This is a genomic window from Bacteroidales bacterium (assembly GCA_017521245.1).
GTDB lineage: Bacteria > Bacteroidota > Bacteroidia > Bacteroidales > G3-4614 > Caccoplasma_A.
This window is the reverse complement of the sequence record JAFXDI010000017.1, coordinates 14,848-36,186: the sequence shown is the minus strand read 5'-3', so window position 1 is coordinate 36,186 and position 21,339 is coordinate 14,848. Positions and strand designations below refer to the sequence as shown.

Genomic DNA, 21,339 nt, shown 5'->3' with positions numbered 1-21,339 from the left:
TTATGGAGAAGAAAACTTTATTTGATAAGATTTGGGACGCACATGTGGTGTCGAAGATTGAAGGAGGTCCCAATCAATTATATATAGACAGACACTATTTACATGAGGTAACAAGTCCTCAAGCATTTGCAGGATTAAGAGAGAGAAATCTTTCTGTGTTTCGTCCCGATAGAACTACGTGTTCTCCAGACCATAATATCCCAACAATGAATCAAGACAAACCTATTTCAGATCCAATATCTCGTAATCAGGTTGATACTTTGATGAAGAATGCGAAGGATTTTGGTTTGACTGTTTATGGATTATTAAATCCTAAGAACGGAATTATTCACGTTATTGGGCCAGAAAACGGATACACACAACCTGGTATGACAATAGTTTGTGGAGATAGCCATACATCAACTCATGGTGCTATGGGTGCAGTTGCATTTGGTATTGGTACAAGTGAAGTAGAAATGGTTCTTGCCTCTCAATGTGTATTACAACCAAAGCCAATGAAAATGCGTATCAGCGTTGAAGGAAAACTTGGCAAATGTGTTACCGCCAAAGATGTTGCATTATATATTATATCTAAAATGACAACTGGCGGAGCAACCGGATATTTTGTAGAGTTTGCAGGAAGTGCTATTCGCTCTCTTTCAATGGAGGGACGTATGACACTCTGTAATATGAGTATCGAAATGGGCGCTCGTGGTGGTATGATTGCACCAGATGAAGTTACATTTGAGTATCTTAAAGGCAGAGAGTTTGCTCCTAAAGGTGAAGCATGGGATAAGGCAGTTGAAGAGTGGAAAAAACTTCCAACTGATGAAGGTGCTGTATTTGACAAAGAGGTATGCTTTGATGCAGCAGATATTGCTCCAATGATTACATACGGAACCAACCCTGGAATGGGTATGGCTATTGATGCAAATATTCCTACTATTGACCAAATTGATGATGCAGGACAAATATCATTTGAGAAATCTCTTTCTTATATGAATTTTAAACCCGGCGAAAAGTTGCTTGGAAAAGAGATTGACTATGTATTCTTAGGAAGTTGCACAAATGGTCGTATTGAAGATTTTAGAACATTTGCAAATATAGTAAAAGGTCATAAAAAGGCTGAGAATGTAACTGCATGGTTAGTGCCTGGTTCATGGAATGTTGAGAAAGCAATTCGAGAAGAAGGTATTGATAAGATACTTGAAGAGGCTGGATTTGAACTTCGTCAACCGGGATGTTCTGCATGTTTGGCAATGAATGATGATAAAATTCCAGCCGGGAAATATTCAGTTTCAACATCTAATAGAAATTTTGAAGGAAGACAAGGACCCGGAGCAAGAACCATGCTTGTTAGCCCAATTGTAGCAGCAGTGGCAGCAATAACCGGAAAAATAACCGATCCTCGTGATTTTGTTTAATTTAACCTCGTTACTATTATGAGAGAAAAATTTGAAAAATTAACATCAACATGTATCCCTCTCCCTATTGAGAATGTGGATACAGATCAAATAATACCTGCACGTTTCTTAAAAGCAACAACTCGTGAAGGCTTTGGTGATAATCTTTTTCGTGACTGGAGATACGACAAAGAGGGGAATAAGATAGATAGTTTTGTCTTGAATAATCCGACTTACTCTGGATCTATCTTGATAGCTGGTAAAAACTTTGGTAGCGGATCAAGTAGAGAACACGCAGCTTGGGCTGTAGCTGGTTATGGATTTAGAGCCGTTGTATCAAGTTTCTTTGCTGACATTTTTAAAAATAATGCTTTAAATAACTGTGTTTTGCCTGTTGTAGTATCAGAGAAATTCCTACAAGAGATTTTTTCTTCAATTGAAGAAAATCATTCTAATACGGTTACTATTGATTTACCAAATCAAACTATCACAAATAACGCAACAGGATGCTCAGAGAAATTTGAAATCAATCCTTATAAGAAAGATTGCCTACTTAATGGGTTTGATGATATTGATTATCTATTGAGTAAAAAAGAGGATATAGAGGCTTGGGAAAATAAGAGATAAATTATATGAAATACAAACTCGAAATAATGGATACAACCTTACGCGACGGAGAACAAACTTCGGGCGTATCGTTTGGTGCATTTGAAAAGTTGAGTATTGCTCGTTTACTTCTAAAAGAGATAAAAGTCAATAGAGTTGAAATTGCATCGGCAAGAGTATCTGTCGGAGAGATGGAAGCCGTTAAGCAAGTATGTGCATGGGCAGAAAAAAACAAAAAAATTCAAGCAATTGAAGTTTTAGGTTTTATTGACAATGGTGTCTCTATAAGATGGATTAAAGAGGCAGGAGGTAAGATTGTAAATCTTCTAAGTAAAGGTTCGTTGCGTCATTGTAAATATCAATTAAAAAAGTGTCCAGAGGACCATATAAATGATATAAAACGCGAAATTGAAATTGCAACAAATGAAGGTATAGGCGTTAATCTTTATTTAGAGGATTGGTCGAATGGCATGAAAGATTCTCCTGAGTATGTTTATAATCTTATCGACGCTCTATGTTCTTGCAATATTAAAAGGTTTATGCTCCCTGATACATTAGGGGTGCTTAATCCTGATTCAACATATAAGTATTGCAAAGATATTATTGATAGATACCCAAATTTACATTTTGATTTCCATGCTCATAATGACTATGATTTGGCAGTGGCTAATTGTTATGCGGCAATAAGAGCAGGGGTAAAAGGTATTCATTGTACAGTTAATGGTTTGGGAGAGAGAGCAGGTAATGCCGCTTTATCAAGTGTACTGGCTGTTACTCATGACCAATTAGGGATAAAAACCTCAATTAATGAAGCAAAGATAAATCATGTTAGTCGTGTAGTTGAAACCTATTCAGGTATTAGAATTCCGGCAAACAAACCTGTAATTGGCGATAATGTTTTTACTCAATGTGCTGGTGTTCATGCTGACGGTGACAACAAAAACAATTTATACTACAACGACCTTTTACCAGAACGTTTTGGAAGAATGAGAGAATATGCTTTAGGCAAAACATCTGGCAAAGCTAATATTCGCAAGAATCTTGAAGCAATGGGTATTGAGTTAGATGAAGAGTCGATGCGAAAGGTTACTGAACGTATTATTGAGTTAGGCGATAAAAAAGAGATAATTTCGCAAGAAGATTTACCTTATATCATTTCTGATACTCTAAAAAGTAGTACTCAAAAAGATAAAATTGTACTTCTAAATTATACTCTTGCTGTTGCCAATGGATTACGTCCTGGTGCTGTTTTAAAGTTAGAGATTAACGGAGAAATTTATGAGGCTGGAGCAACAGGTGATGGTCAATATGATGCTTTTGTAAAAGGGATACAATGGATATATAAAACTAAATTACATAGAGCATTTCCTCAACTGTTGGATTATGCTGTAAATATTCCTCCAGGAGGTAAAACTGACGCATTGGTTCAAACTACCATCACTTGGGACTACAAAGGAAAAGTTTTTAAGACACATGGTCTTGATTTAGATCAGATGGCTGCAGCAATTCAGGCAACCATGAAGATGCTAAATCATATTGAAGAGATGAATTAATATTAACTATATAATAAAAAATATATGGAAATGAATATAGCCGTATTGCCCGGCGATGGAATTGGTCCAGAAATTGTAGAGACCGCATTAGAGGCAACAAAAGCGATATGTGAAAAATTTGGTCATAAATTATCATATAAACATGCACTTGTAGGTGCTTGTGCAATTGATGCAACTGGCAATCCATACCCAGAAGAGACTCACAAGATATGTATGGAATCAGATGCCGTTTTGTTTGGTGCAATTGGTGATCCTAAATATGACAACAATCCTTCGGCAAAAGTACGCCCAGAGCAAGGTCTTTTGGGTATGAGAAAACAATTAGGATTGTATGCAAATATTCGCCCAGTTTCAACAATGCCTCAATTAATACACAAGTCTCCTCTTCGCCAAGATGTTGTAGCAGGAACTGACTTGATGTGTATTAGAGAACTTACCGGAGGTATATATTTTGGACGTCCTCAAGGAAGAAGTGAAGATGGTAATATTGCATACGATACATGTGTATATTCTCGTGAAGAGATTGAGAGAATTGTTCGTTTGGCATATACATACGCTATGCAACGCAGAAAAAAAGTTACAGTTGTTGATAAAGCAAATGTGCTTTGTACTTCAAGACTATGGAGAGAGGTTGCTCAAGAAATTTCAAAAGAATATCCCGAAGTTGAAACAGAGTATATGTTTGTTGATAATGCTGCAATGCAACTTGTTCAATGGCCTTCTCGATTTGATGTTATGGTGACAGAAAATATGTTTGGTGACATATTAACCGATGAGGCTTCTGTTATCACTGGTTCGCTTGGTATGCTTCCTTCTGCTTCGGTTGGATTATATACATCAGTGTTTGAACCTATACATGGTTCATACCCTCAAGCAGCAGGTAAAGATATTGCAAACCCATTGGCAACTATATTGTCAGCAGCATTAATGTTTGAGTATGCTTTTGGTTTGATGGAGGAAGGTAAACTAATTAGAGAAGCAGTATCTGCGTCAATTGATGCAGGAGTTGTTACTGTTGATATTGCTCAAGGAGAAAAAGCCTATAAAACATCAGAAGTTGGTAAATGGATAGTTGATTATATCAAAAACAAATAATCATTAAGTTCTATTTTTAAAGTTATTTATAAAATTTAGGGGAGTCAATTTTGATTGGCTCCCCTACTCTTTATATAGTTATTAGATTATTTGAAAAGAGGTGATGGATACTCTCCTGCATCAACTAATGCTTGAATCTTAGCAACTACATCAGGACGATCTTGTGCGTATGTTACACCAAACCATTTAGAAGGTGTATCAAGAACTTTAACTGACGCACGTTTAGTTTGAATTAGATCGTTTACAATTAATGGAATAAAGAATTCAGATTTTAAGTTTGACATATTCTCTTTTAAGAAATCAACAAAAATCTCATCTGAATATTTAAAGTAATCAGGAGTAAATCCCCACATATTCATTGATACGGGAACATTAGGATCAAGCATTGTCCACTCGTCTCCTTCATTGAATGCAATACCTCCATTGTAATATCCGATTTTAGTTCTCTCTACAACTGAAGTAAGTTCTGATGCCTCATTTGTTTCACAAATTCCACGAGATACAGTACCACTCTCGGACAAAGTGTTGCCTACACGATATCCTACCATACAGTATTTATTCTCACCCTCTTGTTTTGACAACCAATCTGCAATTACTGCAAAACTTTCACGTCCGTAGAAATCATCAGCATTAATTACGGCAAAAGGTTCTTTAATAACATCTTTACCCATCATTACAGCATGGTTTGTTCCCCAAGGTTTTTCGCGTCCTTCTGGTACAGAAAATCCTTCTGGAAGATAATCTAACTCTTGGTAAACTACTTCCGTTGGAATTACTTGAGCATATTTTTTTACTACTTTCTCCATAAATTCCTCTGCAAATGAATGGCGAATTACAAAAACAACTTTTCCAAATCCTCCGCGTATTGCGTCAAAAATAGAATAGTCCATAATTGTTTCTCCACTTGGTCCAAGACCATCTAATTGTTTGAGAGAGCCATAACGGCTTCCCATACCTGCTGCTAATACAAATAATGTTGGTTTCATAAATGTTTATATTTTTTGATATTGAAATTTCAACTACTTACATATTCAAATGTTTTGCAAATTTAATAATTTTATTATAATAACCAATATTTTAATTTATTATCTTAAATATTGATTTAGATTTTATAATATGCCGATTTATTGTGTTTGTAATGTTAAAAAATATTATTAATGAATTATTTTTTTGGTGATTTATTTGTTTATATCATATAATTATCTTTTCTTTGCGGAGTTAAACCTAAAAAAGTACGCCTATCGAATAGAATTTTACTCTTGAAACTATAAAGAGGATAATTAATGAAAAATCTAAATTTGCTTACCGACGAGGAGTTGGTAGCATTATATTCGAAAGGAGACAATGGTGCTTTTGACGTACTTCTACTAAGACACAAAAATCGCATCTATTCTTACGTATTCTACATTGTTAAAGATAGAGAGTTAACAGAAGATATTTTTCAAGAGACTTTTGTTAAGGTTATCACAACCATTAAACAAGGAAGGTATGTTGAGTCAGGTAAATTCTCTTCATGGATTACCCGTATTGCTCATAATCTAATCATTGACCACTATCGTCAAGAGAAAGCAGAAAATCATATTCCTAATAGCGATATGACACCTGATGTATTCAACAGAAAAGAGTTGAGCGAAGGCAATGTTGAGGATTCTATGATTTCATCACAAGTACGAGTTGATATACGTAAACTTGTTGCGGCTCTACCCGACCAACAAAAAGAGGTATTAGTAATGCGTTACTACCAAAATATGAGTTTTAAAGAGATTGCAGATGCTACAAACGTTAGTATAAATACCGCTCTTGGTCGTATGCGTTATGCTATACTTAATATGAGAAAAATGGCGGAAGAGAACAAGATTGAGTTATTCTTTTAAAAATTAATTTTTATATTATAATTGAAGGGCTATCGTAACAAAAATGTTAGATAGCCCTTTTTTATCCTTTAAAAACATATCATAAAATTTTTCAATCAACTAAACGGGTCTACCCCTGCTACTGCACTCAAATCGTGCATCTGGCAGTCAAGGGTTATTCCACTTGTGTTAAATGTTTTTACTGCACTGTCAATCTGTTCAAAAGCATTACGCGCCAAATCAACAACTGCAGGTGTAGAATACAGTTTACCAACCCAATTATTGGCAGACTCAACCTTAGCGGAAAAATCGCCTGTTGCCTCCGTCATATCGTTAATCGTGACCATATAATTACCTCCTACATTAAAAATATAATCGAACAGTTGCATATTCTGAATATTTATTTGTTAATTTTGTAGTAAATAATAGTTTGCTATATGATAGATTTCTTTTTGCAAATAATAGTTTGGGGTGTATGTGCAGCGGTTGCGTTGGGCATAATCGGTCTTTTTGTTATGATGTTCCAAATTATTCTATCTGCATTCACTGGCAAACAGCCAAAAGGGAACTCTTCAACAATGCCATGGTGGGTGTGGTGGTCTTCTTACCACAATCATTGACCCTTTTCTGAACTGAACATTTTAGCCAACATTTCATTTAGGTTTTTCAACCTCCATTTTTCCAACCACAAGGCTTGCGCATAATTTACTACCCAATCCTCATAATCGCCAATGGTAGGGTCAATCCCTAAATTAGCCCGTATTAAGGCACAACCTTTTTCAAATCCGTCTGAATTATCATCGTCTGAAAGCAGTTGCGCCTCTACAAGTTTTTTAGACTACTCCGACAACTGTTAAGCATCTTACCTAACTGCTTGGTAGTTTCTATAAACAAAACTGCATCATTTCTTAATGCACTACTTCCGCCTAACCAAGAATTATCACATGTAAGTCTTCACCATCTACGAGTAATTGAAATTTTACTATACAATAATTAAATATTTAGAGCGTTTTAAAATAAAAAAATTTACCTATGGATATAATTACTACAACTGATACTTTCATAGAAGGAAAAGAGATAATCTCTCCCAAAGATTCAACTATACTGTTTTTAATGAATTTAGCAAGAGTGTATAGCTGTAATAACGATAAATCAATTAGATATGAATATGTATTTAATTAAGTTTAAGTATCTATTTATATAGATATATTGTATATATTCATTAATATTTATTACCTTTGTAGCAATACAAAGGTTTTTTATTAATAATTAAATAAACTGATAAATTATGCCTATTATAGCACCTTCTTTATTGTCGGCAGATTTCGGCAACCTAGCTTCTTCTATTGATATGGTAAATAAGAGTGAGGCAGATTGGTTACACATTGATGTTATGGATGGAGTTTTTGTACCCAACATATCATTCGGATTTCCAGTATTGGATTATGTTAAGAAACTATCAACAAAACCTCTTGATGTTCATTTGATGATAGTTGATCCAATGAAATTTGTTAAAGAGGTAAAAAATAGTAATGCCTATTTAATGAATGTTCATTACGAAGTATCAACTCATTTGCATCGTTCAATTCAACAAATTAAGGAGGCAGGTATGAAGGCTGCTGTTACATTAAATCCTCATACACCTGTTTCTCTTTTACAAGACGTTGTAACGGATTTGGATATGATTCTTTTAATGTCGGTTAATCCGGGTTTTGGAGGTCAAAAATTCATTCCAAATACTGTTAATAAAGTTGCAGAACTAAAAGAGCTCATTTTAAAGAAAGGTTCAAAGGCTATAATAGAAGTTGATGGAGGTATTAATTTAGAAACAGGTAAACTTGTAGTTGATGCTGGAGCGGATGCTCTTGTTGCAGGAAACTTTGTTTTCAAATCTGAGAATCCAATTGAGACTATTGCGGCACTAAAAAATCTCTAAATTGTAAATATTGGTATGACAAAAAATGAGGGGTTTCTGAGACTATCTGAAGCCCCTTTTCTTAAATATCTCATACCGTTTGTTGTAGGTATTTTATTACAAACAGTATTTGACGGTGGAGTAGTTATTGCTCTATCAATACTTTTTGTGTCAACAATATTTTTCTATTTATACTATTCTGCAAAGTTGTCAAAAACAAAGTTCATTCGTAGAAAATATTTTGGTTATGCAATCTTCTCTCTTATAATTTCATTAGGAGTATTTAATGCAAATATCTCTTCTAAATCTTCATCTACTACCCTACCCGAAGTTGACGACTATGCCATTGCTCATATTTTAGAAACAACAGAGAAAGAAAAATCATTTGAATGTAAATCTAAAATAATTAAGTTTGGTGGTATTGAAGAGAATATAAGTGATTTTAATGCTGTTTTATATATTCAAAAAGATTCTCTTTCTAGGATGTTATCGAAGAACGACATTCTTATTTTTGAGCAGAATCTTCAACCTATAAAATTTTCAAAGAATCCCTACTCTATTGACTATTCAGCAATTTTAGAAAAGCAAGGATTTTGTTATTCTCAGTACCTTACAAGTAATAGTTGGAGAAAGATTGACAATATTAAGAATAATTCTTTCTATGATAAATCAGATGAAATTAAGAATAAATTTACTGATGCAATAAATATTATTCAAATTAGCGATAATTCAAAGATGCTTATCAGAGCGATGTTGCTAGGAGATACATCATTAATATCAAAAGATACCCGTAACTCCTATTCTTCATCAGGTTTATCTCATATTCTTGCAGTAAGTGGTTTGCATATCGGTATTATTGCATTTATTCTATACTTATTACTATATCCTTTTAAATGGATTAAACTCTCTTATGTACGACCTTTAGTTACTCTTCTGACATTATGGGGATATACTTATATTATTGGATTTCCTCCATCTGCAGTAAGAGCAACAATAATGGCTTCGTTTGTTCTTTTAGGTGAGATTATAAATAGAAAAGGGACAACTGTTAATTCATTGTTCGCCGCAGCACTGTTTATGCTCGTATATAATCCCAATAATCTTTTTAATATGGGATTTCAACTTAGTTTTATTGCTGTATTTTCAATATTCTATATATATCCATTCATATACAGATTGTTGCCCAATAATAATAAATTCACATCATATATTGCCTCAATAGTTGCAGTAACAGTGGCAGCACAAATAGGTACACTACCTTTATCAATATACTATTTTAACCAGTTACCTCTGATTGGCATAATTTCAAATTTGTTTGTAATTCCATTTTTACCTTTTATTCTTGGTGTTTCAATATTGGCTCTTATCATCAACATTTCATTTCTAAATAAAATAGTTGATATTTCGTTCTCATATATTGATTTTATTGCAAACTTTACAAATTCAATACCATACTCTTCAATTAACAATATACATATTGAGGGGTATTACTTAGTATTATTATATATAATAATTTTTGGAGGAATATGGGCTTTAAAAGATAAAAGTAGCAAGATGGTTGTTATGCTACTTTTATTTATTTCAATTTATTGTTTAATTGAAATTTTTATAATTGATGATTCAAAAAAGTGTAAGACTGCAATATATGATGATAATGAAATTACAGCAATTAATTTTATTGATGATAAATATAACTATATACTAACCATTGATACTACAAATGTTGCGAACAAAGTTGAATATATGGCGAAGAATTTATGGATTAGAGAAGCTGTGCCTGATGTTATATACAAACAAGATTCAATATTTGAAGACAACCTATATGTAACTCTTCCTTATATATCATATAAAGGAGATAAATATCTAATCCTAAATAGTGACTATTTTAAATACAATAAATTATCTGAAGGAAAAAGGCTATTTATTAATAAGGCTATAATTTGCGAAGGATTCTCTGGCTCACTACTCAGCCTAATGGATATTTTTGTATTTGAAGAGATTGTTATAGCATCAAATCTAAACCATTTCAAACGTAACTCAATAATAAAAGAGTGTAAAACTCTTAAAATCCCATACTACGATATTAAAGATAAAGGTGCTTATGTTCAATATGAATAACTTCAATTGTAATAATTACCTTGATTTATTAAATTTATAATTTAACCTATCAATTATTATTAATAGATTTTAAGTGAATATTTGATACTATTTGTGTAGTAAAAACATTATACTTTCATCATTTTTTTGTATTTTTGTAAATTGTGTATTTTATGCACAATTCAAATATTTTTTTTTGAAAAAACGATGAAGAAACAAATAGCAATATTAGGCTCAACAGGATCAATAGGGAGACAGGCTCTTGAAGTTATAGAGGCTTTTCCTGATATGTTTGAAGTTCATACATTAACGGCTAATAATAGTGCTGAGTTATTGATTGAACAGGCTCGAAAATTTATGCCCGATTCTGTTGTTATTGCAAATGAGGGGTTATATGACAGTGTTTGTAATGCTTTAAGCGATTTGCCAATTAAAGTTTTTGCAGGAAGTGATGCTATTGCAGAAGCCGTAGAGGCATCTCCTATTGATATTGTTTTAACTGCGATGATGGGATATTCAGGATTATTACCCACCATTAAAGCAATAAAAGCAGGAAAGAAAATAGCTCTGGCTAATAAAGAGACTCTTGTTGTTGCAGGTGAATTAATTACCAAACTTGCAATAGAGAACAGAGTTGAAATTATTCCAGTTGATTCAGAACATTCTGCAATTTTCCAATGTTTAACCGGCGAAGAGTTTAATAATATTGATAAGATTATTTTAACTGCTTCAGGTGGTCCTTTCCTAAGACATACTCCCGAACAATTGGCTTTAGTAACAAAGAGAGATGCTCTTAAACATCCTAATTGGGTCATGGGTGCAAAAATCACCATTGACTCCGCATCAATGATGAATAAGGGATTTGAAATGATTGAGGCCAAATGGTTATTTGGAGTTACACCTCAACAAGTAGAGGTTGTTGTTCATCCTCAATCCATAATCCACTCTATGGTGCAATTTGATGATGGTGCAGTTAAAGCACAATTGGGTGTCCCTGATATGAAACTCCCTATTGCCTACGCTTTTACATTCCCTAAAAGGTTAGATTTTGGAGGCAAAAAACTAACTCTTAACGATTATGCATCGATGACTTTTGAGACTCCAGATACAGAGCGTTTTCCTATGCTAAAATACGCATACGAAACAATAGATGCAGGAGGCAATATGCCATGTATATTAAATGCTGCTAACGAGGTTGCTGTTGCTGCATTCTTAGAAGATAAAATAAAATTTATTGATATTCCACGTCTTGCATACTCGGCAATGGAGAAATGCAGTTTTATTAAATCTCCTGTTTATGAAGATTATGTGGAGTGTGATAAATTAACCAGAATATACACTAACGAATTAATAGATAAATTATAATACTTATGGAAACATTTTTAATAAAAGCAGTACAACTTATAATGAGTTTATCGCTTTTAGTTATTATTCACGAATTTGGACACTTTCTATTTGCCAGACTATTTAAAGTTAGAGTTGAAAAATTTTATCTCTTTTTTAACCCTTGGTTTTCGCTCTTTAAATACAAACCAAAGAATAGCGATACTGAATATGGTATAGGATGGCTTCCTCTTGGTGGCTATGTTAAAATTGCCGGAATGATTGATGAATCAATGGATAAAGAGCAAATGAACCAACCTGAACAACCTTGGGAATTTCGCTCAAAACCTGCATGGCAACGATTATTAATAATGGTTGGTGGAGTTTTATTTAACTTCATTCTTGCGTTGTTAATATATATAATGATTGCTTTTACTTGGGGCAAAAGTTATATTCCTGTTCAAAATGTTACTTCTGGTTATACTTTTAGCCAAACTGCATTAGACGCAGGATTTATGAATGGCGACATACTTTTAAGTGCAGACGGAGAGGATTTTAAGGCTCTTGATTCTAAGACTCTTAGAATGATAGTTGAAGCGGAAAAGGTTAAAGTTCTTCGCCATAAAGATACTGTATCTATAAATATCCCAGAAGACTTTATGTTGAAGTTAGTTGCAGCAGAAGAGGGCTTTGCTACATATAGAGTTAGACCTGTTGTTGCCGATGTTGTAAAAGGTAGTGGTGCAGATATTGCTGGGATAAAAAAAGATTCTAAAATATTATCTGTAAACTACAAACTAACAGAAGATATTTCTCAACTATTCAAAGTCCTTGACAGTTGTAATCCTGGTGATAGTGTAAATGTTTGCTACCAAGTTGGCAAATCTACTCAATTTGCTAAAGTTAAGTTAAGTGATGATAAAAAATTGGGAATACAACTTAAACCTATTACAGAGGTATATACTCCCAAAGTTGAAGAATATTCATTCTTAGAGTCAATTCCTGTTGGTATTAAGCAAGGATTTGAAACATTATCAGGTTATGTGAGTGACTTTAAATATGTATTTACAAAAGAGGGAGCAGCAAGTCTTGGAGGCTTTGGTACTATTGGTAGTATATTCCCATCGGTATGGGATTGGGAAGCATTCTGGAATATGACTGCATTCCTTTCTGTAATATTGGCATTTATGAATATATTACCAATTCCTGCTTTAGATGGTGGCCATGTATTATTCTTACTATATGAGGTTATTACTCGCCGTAAACCCAGTTTGAAATTTATGGAATATGCTCAAACCGTAGGAATGATATTGCTATTATTATTGCTTGTATATGCTAACGCAAATGATATAATACGATTATTTAATTAAAGTATATGAGTAAACCACAAATAATACTTAAACCTAAAAAAGAGGACTCTTTATTAAGAAAACATCCTTGGATATTTTCGGGAGCAATAGCAAAAATTATTGGAGATCCTGAAGAGGGAGATATTGTTGATGTATTCTTTAATAATGGAGATTTTGCAGCAATAGGACACTATCAAATAGGGAGTATTGCCGTAAGAGTCTTATCTTTTGAAGAGACCGAGATAGATTATAATTTCTATAAAGAGAGGCTGGCAAGTGCGTATGATTTACGTCTTGCTTACGGAATTGCAGGAACAGAGAATAGCAACTGTTTTAGGTTAGTGCATGGAGAAGGTGATTTTTTACCCGGACTTATTATTGATGTTTATGACTCTACCGCGGTAGTACAAGCACACTCTCCCGGTATGCATTTTGCAAGAGAGATAATTGCTGATGCTTTATTAGAAATTATGAATGGCGTTGTAACAGAGGTCTATTATAAATCAGATACTACCCTACCCTATAAAGCTCAACTTGATCCTCAGAACGATTATATTAGAGGCTCTTATAAAGGTAATATTGCCATTGAGAATGGTCTTAAATTTTATGTAGATTGGCTTAAAGGTCAAAAAACCGGGTTCTTTGTTGACCAGCGCGATAACAGAGCGTTGCTTGAGAAGTATTCAAAGAACAGAAAAGTATTGAATATGTTCTGTTACACAGGAGGATTCTCATTCTATGCAATGCGTGGTGGTGCTGAGTTAGTTCATTCAGTTGATAGTTCGGCAAAAGCAATTGATTTAACAAAGAAAAATGTTGAGATGAATTTCCCCAACGATGAGAGACATGAGGCATACGTAAAAGATGCTTTTAAATATCTTGACGAAATGGGAGATAATTATGATTTGATTATTCTTGATCCTCCTGCTTTTGCAAAACATAGAAGCGCTCTTCATAATGCACTTCAAGGTTACAAAAGATTAAATGCGAAAGCATTTGAAAAGATTCAACATGGTGGTATTCTTTTTACATTCTCATGCTCTCAAGCAGTATCAAAAGAACAATTCAGATTGGCTGTTTTTAGTGCTGCTGCAATCTCGGGAAGAAAAGTAAGAATATTACATCAACTTACTCAACCAGCAGATCACCCTATTAATATATATCATCCTGAAGGCGAATATTTAAAAGGATTGGTTTTGTATGTAGAATAATAATTAATAAATAAAATAAATAGGAAATGAGAAAATTAATTTTAAGTACAACAACTGCTCTATTGTTTGGTATGAGTTTTATAAGTTGCTCAAAAACTGACACAGAGCCAAAATTTGATTACAACGTGGATAAATTTGCAGACTTACAAATTCTTCGTTACCAAGTCCCCGGATTTGAAGAATTGTCTTTAAATCAAAAGCTTTATGTTTATTATTTAACTGAGGCTGCTCAAGAGGGACGCGATATTCTTTTTGACCAAAATGGAAAGTATAACCTTGCTATCCGCAGAACATTAGAGGCAATCTACAATAACTATAATGGAGATAAAGAGGATGCTGATTACAAAGAATTTGTTGTTTATCTAAAACGTGTTTGGTTCTCAAATGGTATTCACCACCACTATGCGACTGATAAATTTGTACCCGGCTTCTCTCAAGAGTTTTTTGCAAACCAAGTAAAATCAATTGATCCTGCCCTACTTCCTATAAGAGAGGGTGAAACAGTTGAAAATCTTATTGCTGAACTTACTCCTGTAATTTTTGATAAAGAGGTAATGCCTAAACGTATTAACTTGGCAGCAGGATATGATTTGGTTCAAACATCTGCCGGAAACTATTATGATGGAGTTACTCAAAAAGAGGCAGAAGATTTTTATGCTAAAATGCGTAAACCTAACGATAATCAACCAATATCGTATGGATTAAATAGCCGTTTGGTTAAACGTGATGGTAAAATTTACGAAGAGGTTTATAAAATTGGAGGAAGATACTCTAAGGCTCTTGAACGTATTGTTTATTGGTTAGAATTGGCAAAAGGTGTTGCTGAAAATGATGAGCAACGCAAAGTTATTGATTTATTAATTGAGTTTAATAAAACTGGAGATCTTAAGAAATTTGATGAGTATGCAGTTGCTTGGGTTCAAGAGTTAACAGGCAATGTTGATTTTATTTGCGGATTTACTGAGGTTTATGGCGATCCTCTTGGAATGAAAGCAAGTTGGGAGGCTTCAATTAACTTTAAAAATATTGAGGCATCTGCTCGTACAGAGACAATCAGTGCAAACGCTCAATGGTTTGAAGACAACTCTCCTATCGATCCACGATTTAAGAAAGAGACTGTAAAAGGTGTTACAGCAAAAGTAATTACAGTTGCGATGTTAGGTGGAGATTGTTATCCAAGCACACCTATTGGTATTAACCTTCCTAACGCAGACTGGATACGCCGCGACTACGGTTCAAAATCGGTAACTATTGAGAATATTACATACGCATACGATCAAGCAGCATTAGGAAACGGTTTCAAAGAGGAGTTTGTTATTGATGAAGCAACTCGCGAGTTAATGAATAAATATGGATTTGTTTCTGATAATTTACATACTGACTTACACGAGTGTCTTGGTCATGGTTCAGGTAAACTTCTTCCTGGTGTAGATTCAGATGCACTTAAAGCATACGCATCAACTTTAGAGGAGACTCGTGCCGACCTATTCGCTATGTACTATATGGCTGATCCTAAAATTATGGAGTTAGGTTTATTACCTGATAAAGATGCTTACAAAGCAAACTACTACTCTTATATAATGAATGGTTTAATGACTCAATTAACTCGTATTGAGTTAGGAAACGATATTGAAGAGTCACACATGCGTAACCGTCAACTAATTGCTAAATGGTGTTTAGAGAATGGTGCAGAAGAGAATGTAATATCAATTGAGAAAATTGATGGTAAAAGTTATATCAAAATCAATGATTATGATAAACTGCGTGGACTATTTGGAAAACTTCTTGCAGAAATCCAACGCATAAAATCGGAAGGAGATTACGAAGCAGGAAAAGCAATTGTTGAGAAATATGCTGTAAAAGTTGACATTGATCTTCATAAAGAGGTGTTAGCTCGTTACAAAAGTTTGAACTTGGCTCCTTATAAGGGATTTGTTAACCCAAAATATTCTTTAGTTGAAGATGAAAATGGTAATGTTATTGATGTTACAGTAACATACAACGAGGGATATGCTGAGCAAATGTTACGTTATTCAAAAGATTATTCATCTTTAGATTCATATAACGACTAACAAAAAAATTTATGATTAGTAACGAGATAATAAAAAGTATAAAAAATGAGTTCCGTCTTGGAATGAATGGTGTTATTTCTACAAGTATGAGAAATAAAGGGATGGACTATAAAATTATTTTTGGTCTCTCCTTACCACAACTACGCACCATTGCTGAGAAATACTCATTCAACAAAGAGGTGGCAGAAATATTATGGAAAGAAGATATCAGAGAATCTAAGTTATTAGCAACAATGATATATCCTTATGAAGAGATGAATATTGAAGTTGCAAAATTGTGGATTAATGATATCCGTTTCACAGAAGTTGCTGATATTTCTACAATGTTCTTATTCTCAAAATTTTCTTATGCCGATAAGTTGGTAATAGATAATATTAACTCTGAAGATGACAATAAGAAGTATTTTGCAATGAGATTATTTATTAGACTTGTTATTAATAAGACAGAAATTAATTCAAATATAATTGCAATGGTAAAAGAGGCTGCAAACAGATATATCAATTCAGATAATATTGCTGTGGCTACTATTGCAAATGATATTATTCTTAGACTTGAGAATTAGTTAATTAGGACATTATATTTGAATATACTAAGTACTCCCATACTCAAAAAATAATGAGTATGGGAGTTTTTTATTTAGAATATTGCAGAATATATAGAAAAAGTTTGTAAATTTGTAAGGTGTATGTTCTGTTCAAAAATTGATTAAATGATAATTTATTAACTATGTCTGAAGATAAAAACAAAGAGAGTTTAAGAATCAGATTTAATCAATACCTTGAAGAGAACAAACTTAGAAAAACACCTGAACGTTTTTTCGTTCTTGATGCAGTAAGCGAGACTTCAAAAAAGTTTGATGCTGAATATGTTTTAAACGAAGTACTTTCTAAAGGTATAAGAATAAGCAGGGCTACTGTATATAATACATTATCAACTCTTGTAGATGCTCAAATATTAAGAGAGCATGAGATTGAGGGTAAAAAATATTTTGAACGCTCTCCCCTATCTCAAATCTACATAAGATTGATATGTACAAAGTGCGGAAAAATAAAAGATGTTAAAGATGCCGACACTATTAATTTGGTTAATAGTAAAAAATATGGAAAATTCTCTACATCTTATAGTTCGATAGCAATATATGGTTTGTGTAGTTCGTGCGTTAATGCCGAGAGAAAAGCAAAATTAAAAGCCAAACTTATTGCTAAGGAGAAGAGTTTAGAAAATAAAAAGAAAATATTAAATAATAAAAAGAAATAAATGAGCACAACCATGAAAGTAGATGTGTTATTAGGTCTTCAATGGGGCGATGAAGGTAAAGGAAAAGTAGTTGACGTTCTAACTCCTGAATACAATGTTATTACTCGTTTCCAAGGAGGTCCAAATGCAGGACATACCCTTGTTTTTAATGGAGAAAAATATGTTCTTCGTTCAATTCCATCAGGAATATTTCAAGGAGGTAAAATAAATATTATTGGTAACGGAGTTGTCTTAGACCCAATTCTATTTAAACAAGAAGCAGTTGCGTTGGCAGAGAGCGGACACGATTTAAAATCTCGTTTATACATATCTAAAAAGGCTCATTTGATTTTGCCTACTCACCGTATGTTAGATGCTGCATACGAAGCAGCAAAAGGTGATGCTAAAATTGGTACAACAGGTAAAGGCATTGGCCCTACATATACTGATAAAGTAAGCCGTAACGGTTTAAGAGTTGGAGATATATTGGAGAACTTTGATGATAAATATGCTAAAGCAAAAGCAAAACACGATCAAATTCTTAAATCATTAAACTTTGAATATAACATTGAGGCTTTAGAGAAAGAGTTTTTTGAGGCATTAGAGTATATCAAAGAGTTTAAACTAATTGATAGCGAACACGTAATAAACAACCTGCTTAAAGAGGGCAAGAGTGTATTGGCTGAGGGCGCTCAAGGTACACTATTGGATGTTGATTTTGGTTCATATCCTTTTGTAACATCATCAAATACAGTATGTGCCGGTGCATGTACAGGTATGGGTATTGCCCCTACTAAAATTGGTAAAGTGTATGGTATTTTCAAAGCATATTGTACTCGCGTAGGTAGTGGACCTTTCCCAACAGAGTTATTTGATGAAGTTGGAGAAACAATCTGTAAAAACGGAAATGAGTTTGGTGCAGTAACTGGTCGTAAACGCCGTTGCGGATGGATTGACCTTGTTGCACTCAAATATGCTATTATGATTGATGGTGTTACAGATTTAATTATGATGAAGAGCGACGTTCTTGACTCATTCAAAACAATTAAAGCGTGTGTAGCATACAAAATAAATGGAGAAACAGTAACAGAGTTCCCTTTCTCTATCAGCGATGATATTGAACCAATTTATAAAGAACTTCCAGGTTGGAATTGCGATATGACTAAAATGCAATCAGAAGATGAATTCCCAGCAGAGTTCAAAGCATATATCAAATTCTTGGAAGAGGAGTTAGAAGTTCCTATTAAGATTGTATCTGTTGGACCTGACAGAGCTCAAACTATTGTAAGATAATAATTGCAAATATTATAGTTAGGAAGAGTTCGGATAAAACCGAACTCTTTTTTCGTTTTAATAATTAGAATATATAAAAACATTATATTGAGAATTTATATTATTTTTGTAGTGAAAATTTAACTAAAGATAAATAGAACTATAGATAGATTAAAGGGATAATACACCTTTAAATTTATAAATTTTGTTAGAGCAATTGCTCTTATTCTCTCTACTTGAAAACCGCCAATTTGAAAGCATACGAGAATAAGTGTTAATAGTTCATAGCCTATGTTAGGCGTGGACTGTTCGTACTTATTTGTGTGCAGGGTGCTTGGCGGTACCTCAAGTAGAATTTAAGTATCGAATGGTTCCGCCTTTTTTATTATGGTACACATAGGAAAAATTATTGAAAAAGAGTTCTACAGACAAGGTCGCTCCGTAACATGGTTTGCAAATATGCTTTGCTGCGAACGAACCAATGTGTATAAAATCTTCAAAAGAGAAAGTATTGACTCTGCCCTACTCTTTAAAATCTCACAAATTTTAAATCATAATTTCTTCTCATACTATACCGATAACCTATAAATAGTTGTGAATATATTTCCACATATAGTGGATTTATAGGATACGATAATTAGCAAACTTGTGTATTGTATTTATATACATTTGTTAAAAAAATCAACAAATCAAAAAAAATAATATTATGGGAATATTTGATTTCTTATTTAGAAATAAAAACAAACAAGCAAAAAATATATCTGAAAATAAAGTGATTTTTGAGGAATATAAACCGCAATATAAAGAGTATGACACAGATAAAATTGTTGAAATTGCGACAAGCTTAAATTTTGCTTATAATGTGGGAAATAAATCATTTGCAGGTAGATTATGTAAAGATTTATATATGGAAGTAAGTCCTCAGAGACAAGGAGGGAAAGTGCTTTTAGAACTTTCTTCTAAAGAATGTCAAGTAGTAGGTATGGCATTCACAACAATAGCCTTAAGATATGATTTTGGAGATCCTGATTTTAATTCTGTCGCTGCTGAAAATGCATATTATTGCTTGGCAAGGAATCTAATAGATAATAATAATAGTTTTGTAGCTCCAGTATTATTTGCAATCTTATTAGTAAATTATAATTTAATGAAAAGCAAATTAATATCAAGCTATTGTAATATATTTAATAAAAAAAGAGGGATTAATGTATATCTTGCTGGAGATCCTTTTAATGATTCTGGATTTGAAAAATTCCGTAATGATGCTATAAACTTCAAAGATTATATAATGTACTATGCTCTTTCAAAATTTTACGATATCGAAAATAAATCTTATCTCATTCCTACAGATTTGAATTATTATATACCTCAAGAGAGTGTGATTAATGATTTTTTAGAAAGAGTTTCGAAAATTGAAGATTACTCTAAAGAATCTTTTATAAAAGAATGTGAAATACACTTCAAAAGTGTATATAAAGAGTGTGAAGAGACACTTAAAAATTTCTAAATATAAAAATTTATTAATAAACAACTTAATACTTAATTTTATGGGAATATTTGATTTCTTTAGTAAAAAAAAAAGTTATGTAAAAATGCAAAATGAGGAAAAGATTAGTCATCTAAAAAATTTAATAGCAGTTGCTATAAGTGATGGGAAAGTAGATGAAGAAGAATTTGCCACATTAGTTTGTATATGCGAGAGAGAGGGTTTAGCAATAGAAACCATTAATGATATTATAAAAGATCCCAACTCTGTAGAATATGTTAAACCCACTGATTATGAAACAAAAATTCAATATCTTAGAGATATGGTTAGCATTATGATGGTTGATGGAAATATAGACAAAAAAGAATTAGCACTTTGTAAATTAACAGCTTTAAATCTTGGATTTAAACATGAAATTATTGATGCTATGATAGTAGACATTATTAAGTATTTAGAAAAAGAATCATAATCTGAAATGGAAATTAGTTTTAACTCTACATCTCACCAAAGGTTTGAGAATAATATACCCATAAATAGTTTGCAAGAATGTAACCGATGCATAAAAATAGAAAAAAACATCAATGGGTGTAAAGGATATAAACTTATTAATGGAGATGGTTATATTATTTCTATAATTAATATTGATGGGAATCATCCATTATGGCAAAATAAATACCAAATGAGCCCAAAGCCCATGAGAGTAGTTCTTCAAAATTCGAATATTATAGTTCTTAGAGGATACTCTGTTTTAGCTCAAACTCCTTTTGGTTGGGATAATTTTGATATGTCAGATTATGGAATTACTTTATATATTAAAGGCGATGAAATAGAAAAATGTAGATTAGACATGTTTGACAGAAATATCTATATTGAATATTATAAATAGAA

The 21,339-nt window shown here is 32.9% G+C and carries 21 protein-coding genes; 19 read left to right on the top strand and 2 right to left on the bottom strand.

Features of this window, described 5'->3' with window-relative positions:
• The first annotated feature begins 2 nt into the window (after nt 1-2).
• From leuC to leuB, 4 genes are read left to right on the top strand one after another with little or no spacing between them, the layout of a single operon-like run.
• The gene (leuC, locus tag IKK64_03745; protein ID MBR4119173.1) at nt 3-1,403 is read left to right on the top strand and encodes a 3-isopropylmalate dehydratase large subunit; all 1,401 of its coding nucleotides are present in this window, start codon (nt 3-5) and stop codon (nt 1,401-1,403) included.
• Between the two features lie 18 nt (nt 1,404-1,421).
• Nucleotides 1,422-2,009 (top strand): 3-isopropylmalate dehydratase small subunit, encoded by a 588-nt coding sequence (leuD, locus tag IKK64_03740; protein ID MBR4119172.1) that lies wholly within the window; start codon nt 1,422-1,424, stop codon nt 2,007-2,009.
• 26 nt (nt 2,010-2,035) lie between these two features.
• On the top strand, nt 2,036-3,541 hold the full coding sequence (locus IKK64_03735; protein ID MBR4119171.1) for a 2-isopropylmalate synthase: 1,506 nt from the start codon (nt 2,036-2,038) through the stop codon (nt 3,539-3,541).
• 24 nt (nt 3,542-3,565) lie between these two features.
• Complete coding sequence (leuB, locus tag IKK64_03730) at nt 3,566-4,636, top strand: 3-isopropylmalate dehydrogenase (protein ID MBR4119170.1); 1,071 nt, start codon at nt 3,566-3,568, stop codon at nt 4,634-4,636.
• Between the two features lie 86 nt (nt 4,637-4,722).
• On the opposite strand, the gene IKK64_03725 is transcribed toward leuB, so the two are convergent.
• Nucleotides 4,723-5,622 carry a nucleotidyltransferase gene (locus tag IKK64_03725; protein MBR4119169.1) on the bottom strand — a complete coding sequence of 300 codons (900 nt, stop codon included), beginning with the start codon at nt 5,620-5,622 and terminating at the stop codon, nt 4,723-4,725.
• Nucleotides 5,623-5,919: 297 nt separating this feature from the next.
• Between IKK64_03725 and IKK64_03720 the strand changes: the two genes are divergently transcribed.
• Nucleotides 5,920-6,510: a sigma-70 family RNA polymerase sigma factor gene (locus tag IKK64_03720; protein MBR4119168.1), complete on the top strand. Its 591-nt coding sequence runs from the start codon at nt 5,920-5,922 to the stop codon at nt 6,508-6,510.
• Between the two features lie 95 nt (nt 6,511-6,605).
• Here IKK64_03720 and IKK64_03715 read toward each other — a convergent pair whose 3' ends face one another.
• Nucleotides 6,606-6,878: a hypothetical protein gene (locus IKK64_03715; protein MBR4119167.1), complete on the bottom strand. Its 273-nt coding sequence runs from the start codon at nt 6,876-6,878 to the stop codon at nt 6,606-6,608.
• 48 nt (nt 6,879-6,926) lie between these two features.
• On the opposite strand from IKK64_03715, the gene IKK64_03710 reads away from it, so the two are divergent.
• The 14 genes from IKK64_03710 to IKK64_03645 all read left to right on the top strand — a co-directional run bounded on the left by IKK64_03710 (nt 6,927) and on the right by IKK64_03645 (nt 21,337).
• Complete coding sequence (locus tag IKK64_03710) at nt 6,927-7,109, top strand: hypothetical protein (GenBank protein ID MBR4119166.1); 183 nt, start codon at nt 6,927-6,929, stop codon at nt 7,107-7,109.
• 412 nt (nt 7,110-7,521) lie between these two features.
• Nucleotides 7,522-7,671, top strand: coding sequence for a hypothetical protein (locus tag IKK64_03705; GenBank protein MBR4119165.1), 150 nt, complete (start codon nt 7,522-7,524; stop codon nt 7,669-7,671).
• A gap of 103 nt (nt 7,672-7,774) precedes the next feature.
• Nucleotides 7,775-8,425: a ribulose-phosphate 3-epimerase gene (rpe, locus tag IKK64_03700; GenBank protein ID MBR4119164.1), complete on the top strand. Its 651-nt coding sequence runs from the start codon at nt 7,775-7,777 to the stop codon at nt 8,423-8,425.
• A 15-nt stretch (nt 8,426-8,440) separates the two neighbouring features.
• Complete coding sequence (locus tag IKK64_03695) at nt 8,441-10,522, top strand: ComEC/Rec2 family competence protein (protein ID MBR4119163.1); 2,082 nt, start codon at nt 8,441-8,443, stop codon at nt 10,520-10,522.
• A 186-nt stretch (nt 10,523-10,708) separates the two neighbouring features.
• A complete protein-coding gene (locus tag IKK64_03690) occupies nt 10,709-11,866 on the top strand; it encodes a 1-deoxy-D-xylulose-5-phosphate reductoisomerase (protein ID MBR4119162.1) in 1,158 nt (385 codons plus the stop codon).
• A gap of 5 nt (nt 11,867-11,871) precedes the next feature.
• Nucleotides 11,872-13,194, top strand: coding sequence for an RIP metalloprotease RseP (gene rseP, locus IKK64_03685; protein MBR4119161.1), 1,323 nt, complete (start codon nt 11,872-11,874; stop codon nt 13,192-13,194).
• Nucleotides 13,195-13,199: 5 nt separating this feature from the next.
• Entirely contained in the window at nt 13,200-14,384 is a 1,185-nt protein-coding gene (locus IKK64_03680) for a class I SAM-dependent rRNA methyltransferase (protein MBR4119160.1), read from the top strand.
• Nucleotides 14,385-14,410: 26 nt separating this feature from the next.
• On the top strand, nt 14,411-16,456 hold the full coding sequence (locus tag IKK64_03675) for a dihydrofolate reductase (GenBank protein MBR4119159.1): 2,046 nt from the start codon (nt 14,411-14,413) through the stop codon (nt 16,454-16,456).
• Nucleotides 16,457-16,467: 11 nt separating this feature from the next.
• The gene (locus IKK64_03670; protein ID MBR4119158.1) at nt 16,468-17,019 is read left to right on the top strand and encodes a DNA alkylation repair protein; all 552 of its coding nucleotides are present in this window, start codon (nt 16,468-16,470) and stop codon (nt 17,017-17,019) included.
• Nucleotides 17,020-17,183: 164 nt separating this feature from the next.
• Complete coding sequence (locus tag IKK64_03665) at nt 17,184-17,714, top strand: transcriptional repressor (protein MBR4119157.1); 531 nt, start codon at nt 17,184-17,186, stop codon at nt 17,712-17,714.
• Between the two features lie 12 nt (nt 17,715-17,726).
• Nucleotides 17,727-18,986 (top strand): adenylosuccinate synthase, encoded by a 1,260-nt coding sequence (locus tag IKK64_03660; GenBank protein MBR4119156.1) that lies wholly within the window; start codon nt 17,727-17,729, stop codon nt 18,984-18,986.
• 685 nt (nt 18,987-19,671) lie between these two features.
• The gene (locus tag IKK64_03655) at nt 19,672-20,472 is read left to right on the top strand and encodes a hypothetical protein (protein MBR4119155.1); all 801 of its coding nucleotides are present in this window, start codon (nt 19,672-19,674) and stop codon (nt 20,470-20,472) included.
• A gap of 40 nt (nt 20,473-20,512) precedes the next feature.
• Complete coding sequence (locus IKK64_03650) at nt 20,513-20,920, top strand: TerB family tellurite resistance protein (GenBank protein MBR4119154.1); 408 nt, start codon at nt 20,513-20,515, stop codon at nt 20,918-20,920.
• 6 nt (nt 20,921-20,926) lie between these two features.
• The gene (locus IKK64_03645) at nt 20,927-21,337 is read left to right on the top strand and encodes a hypothetical protein (protein MBR4119153.1); all 411 of its coding nucleotides are present in this window, start codon (nt 20,927-20,929) and stop codon (nt 21,335-21,337) included.
• The last annotated feature ends 2 nt before the right edge of the window (nt 21,338-21,339 follow it).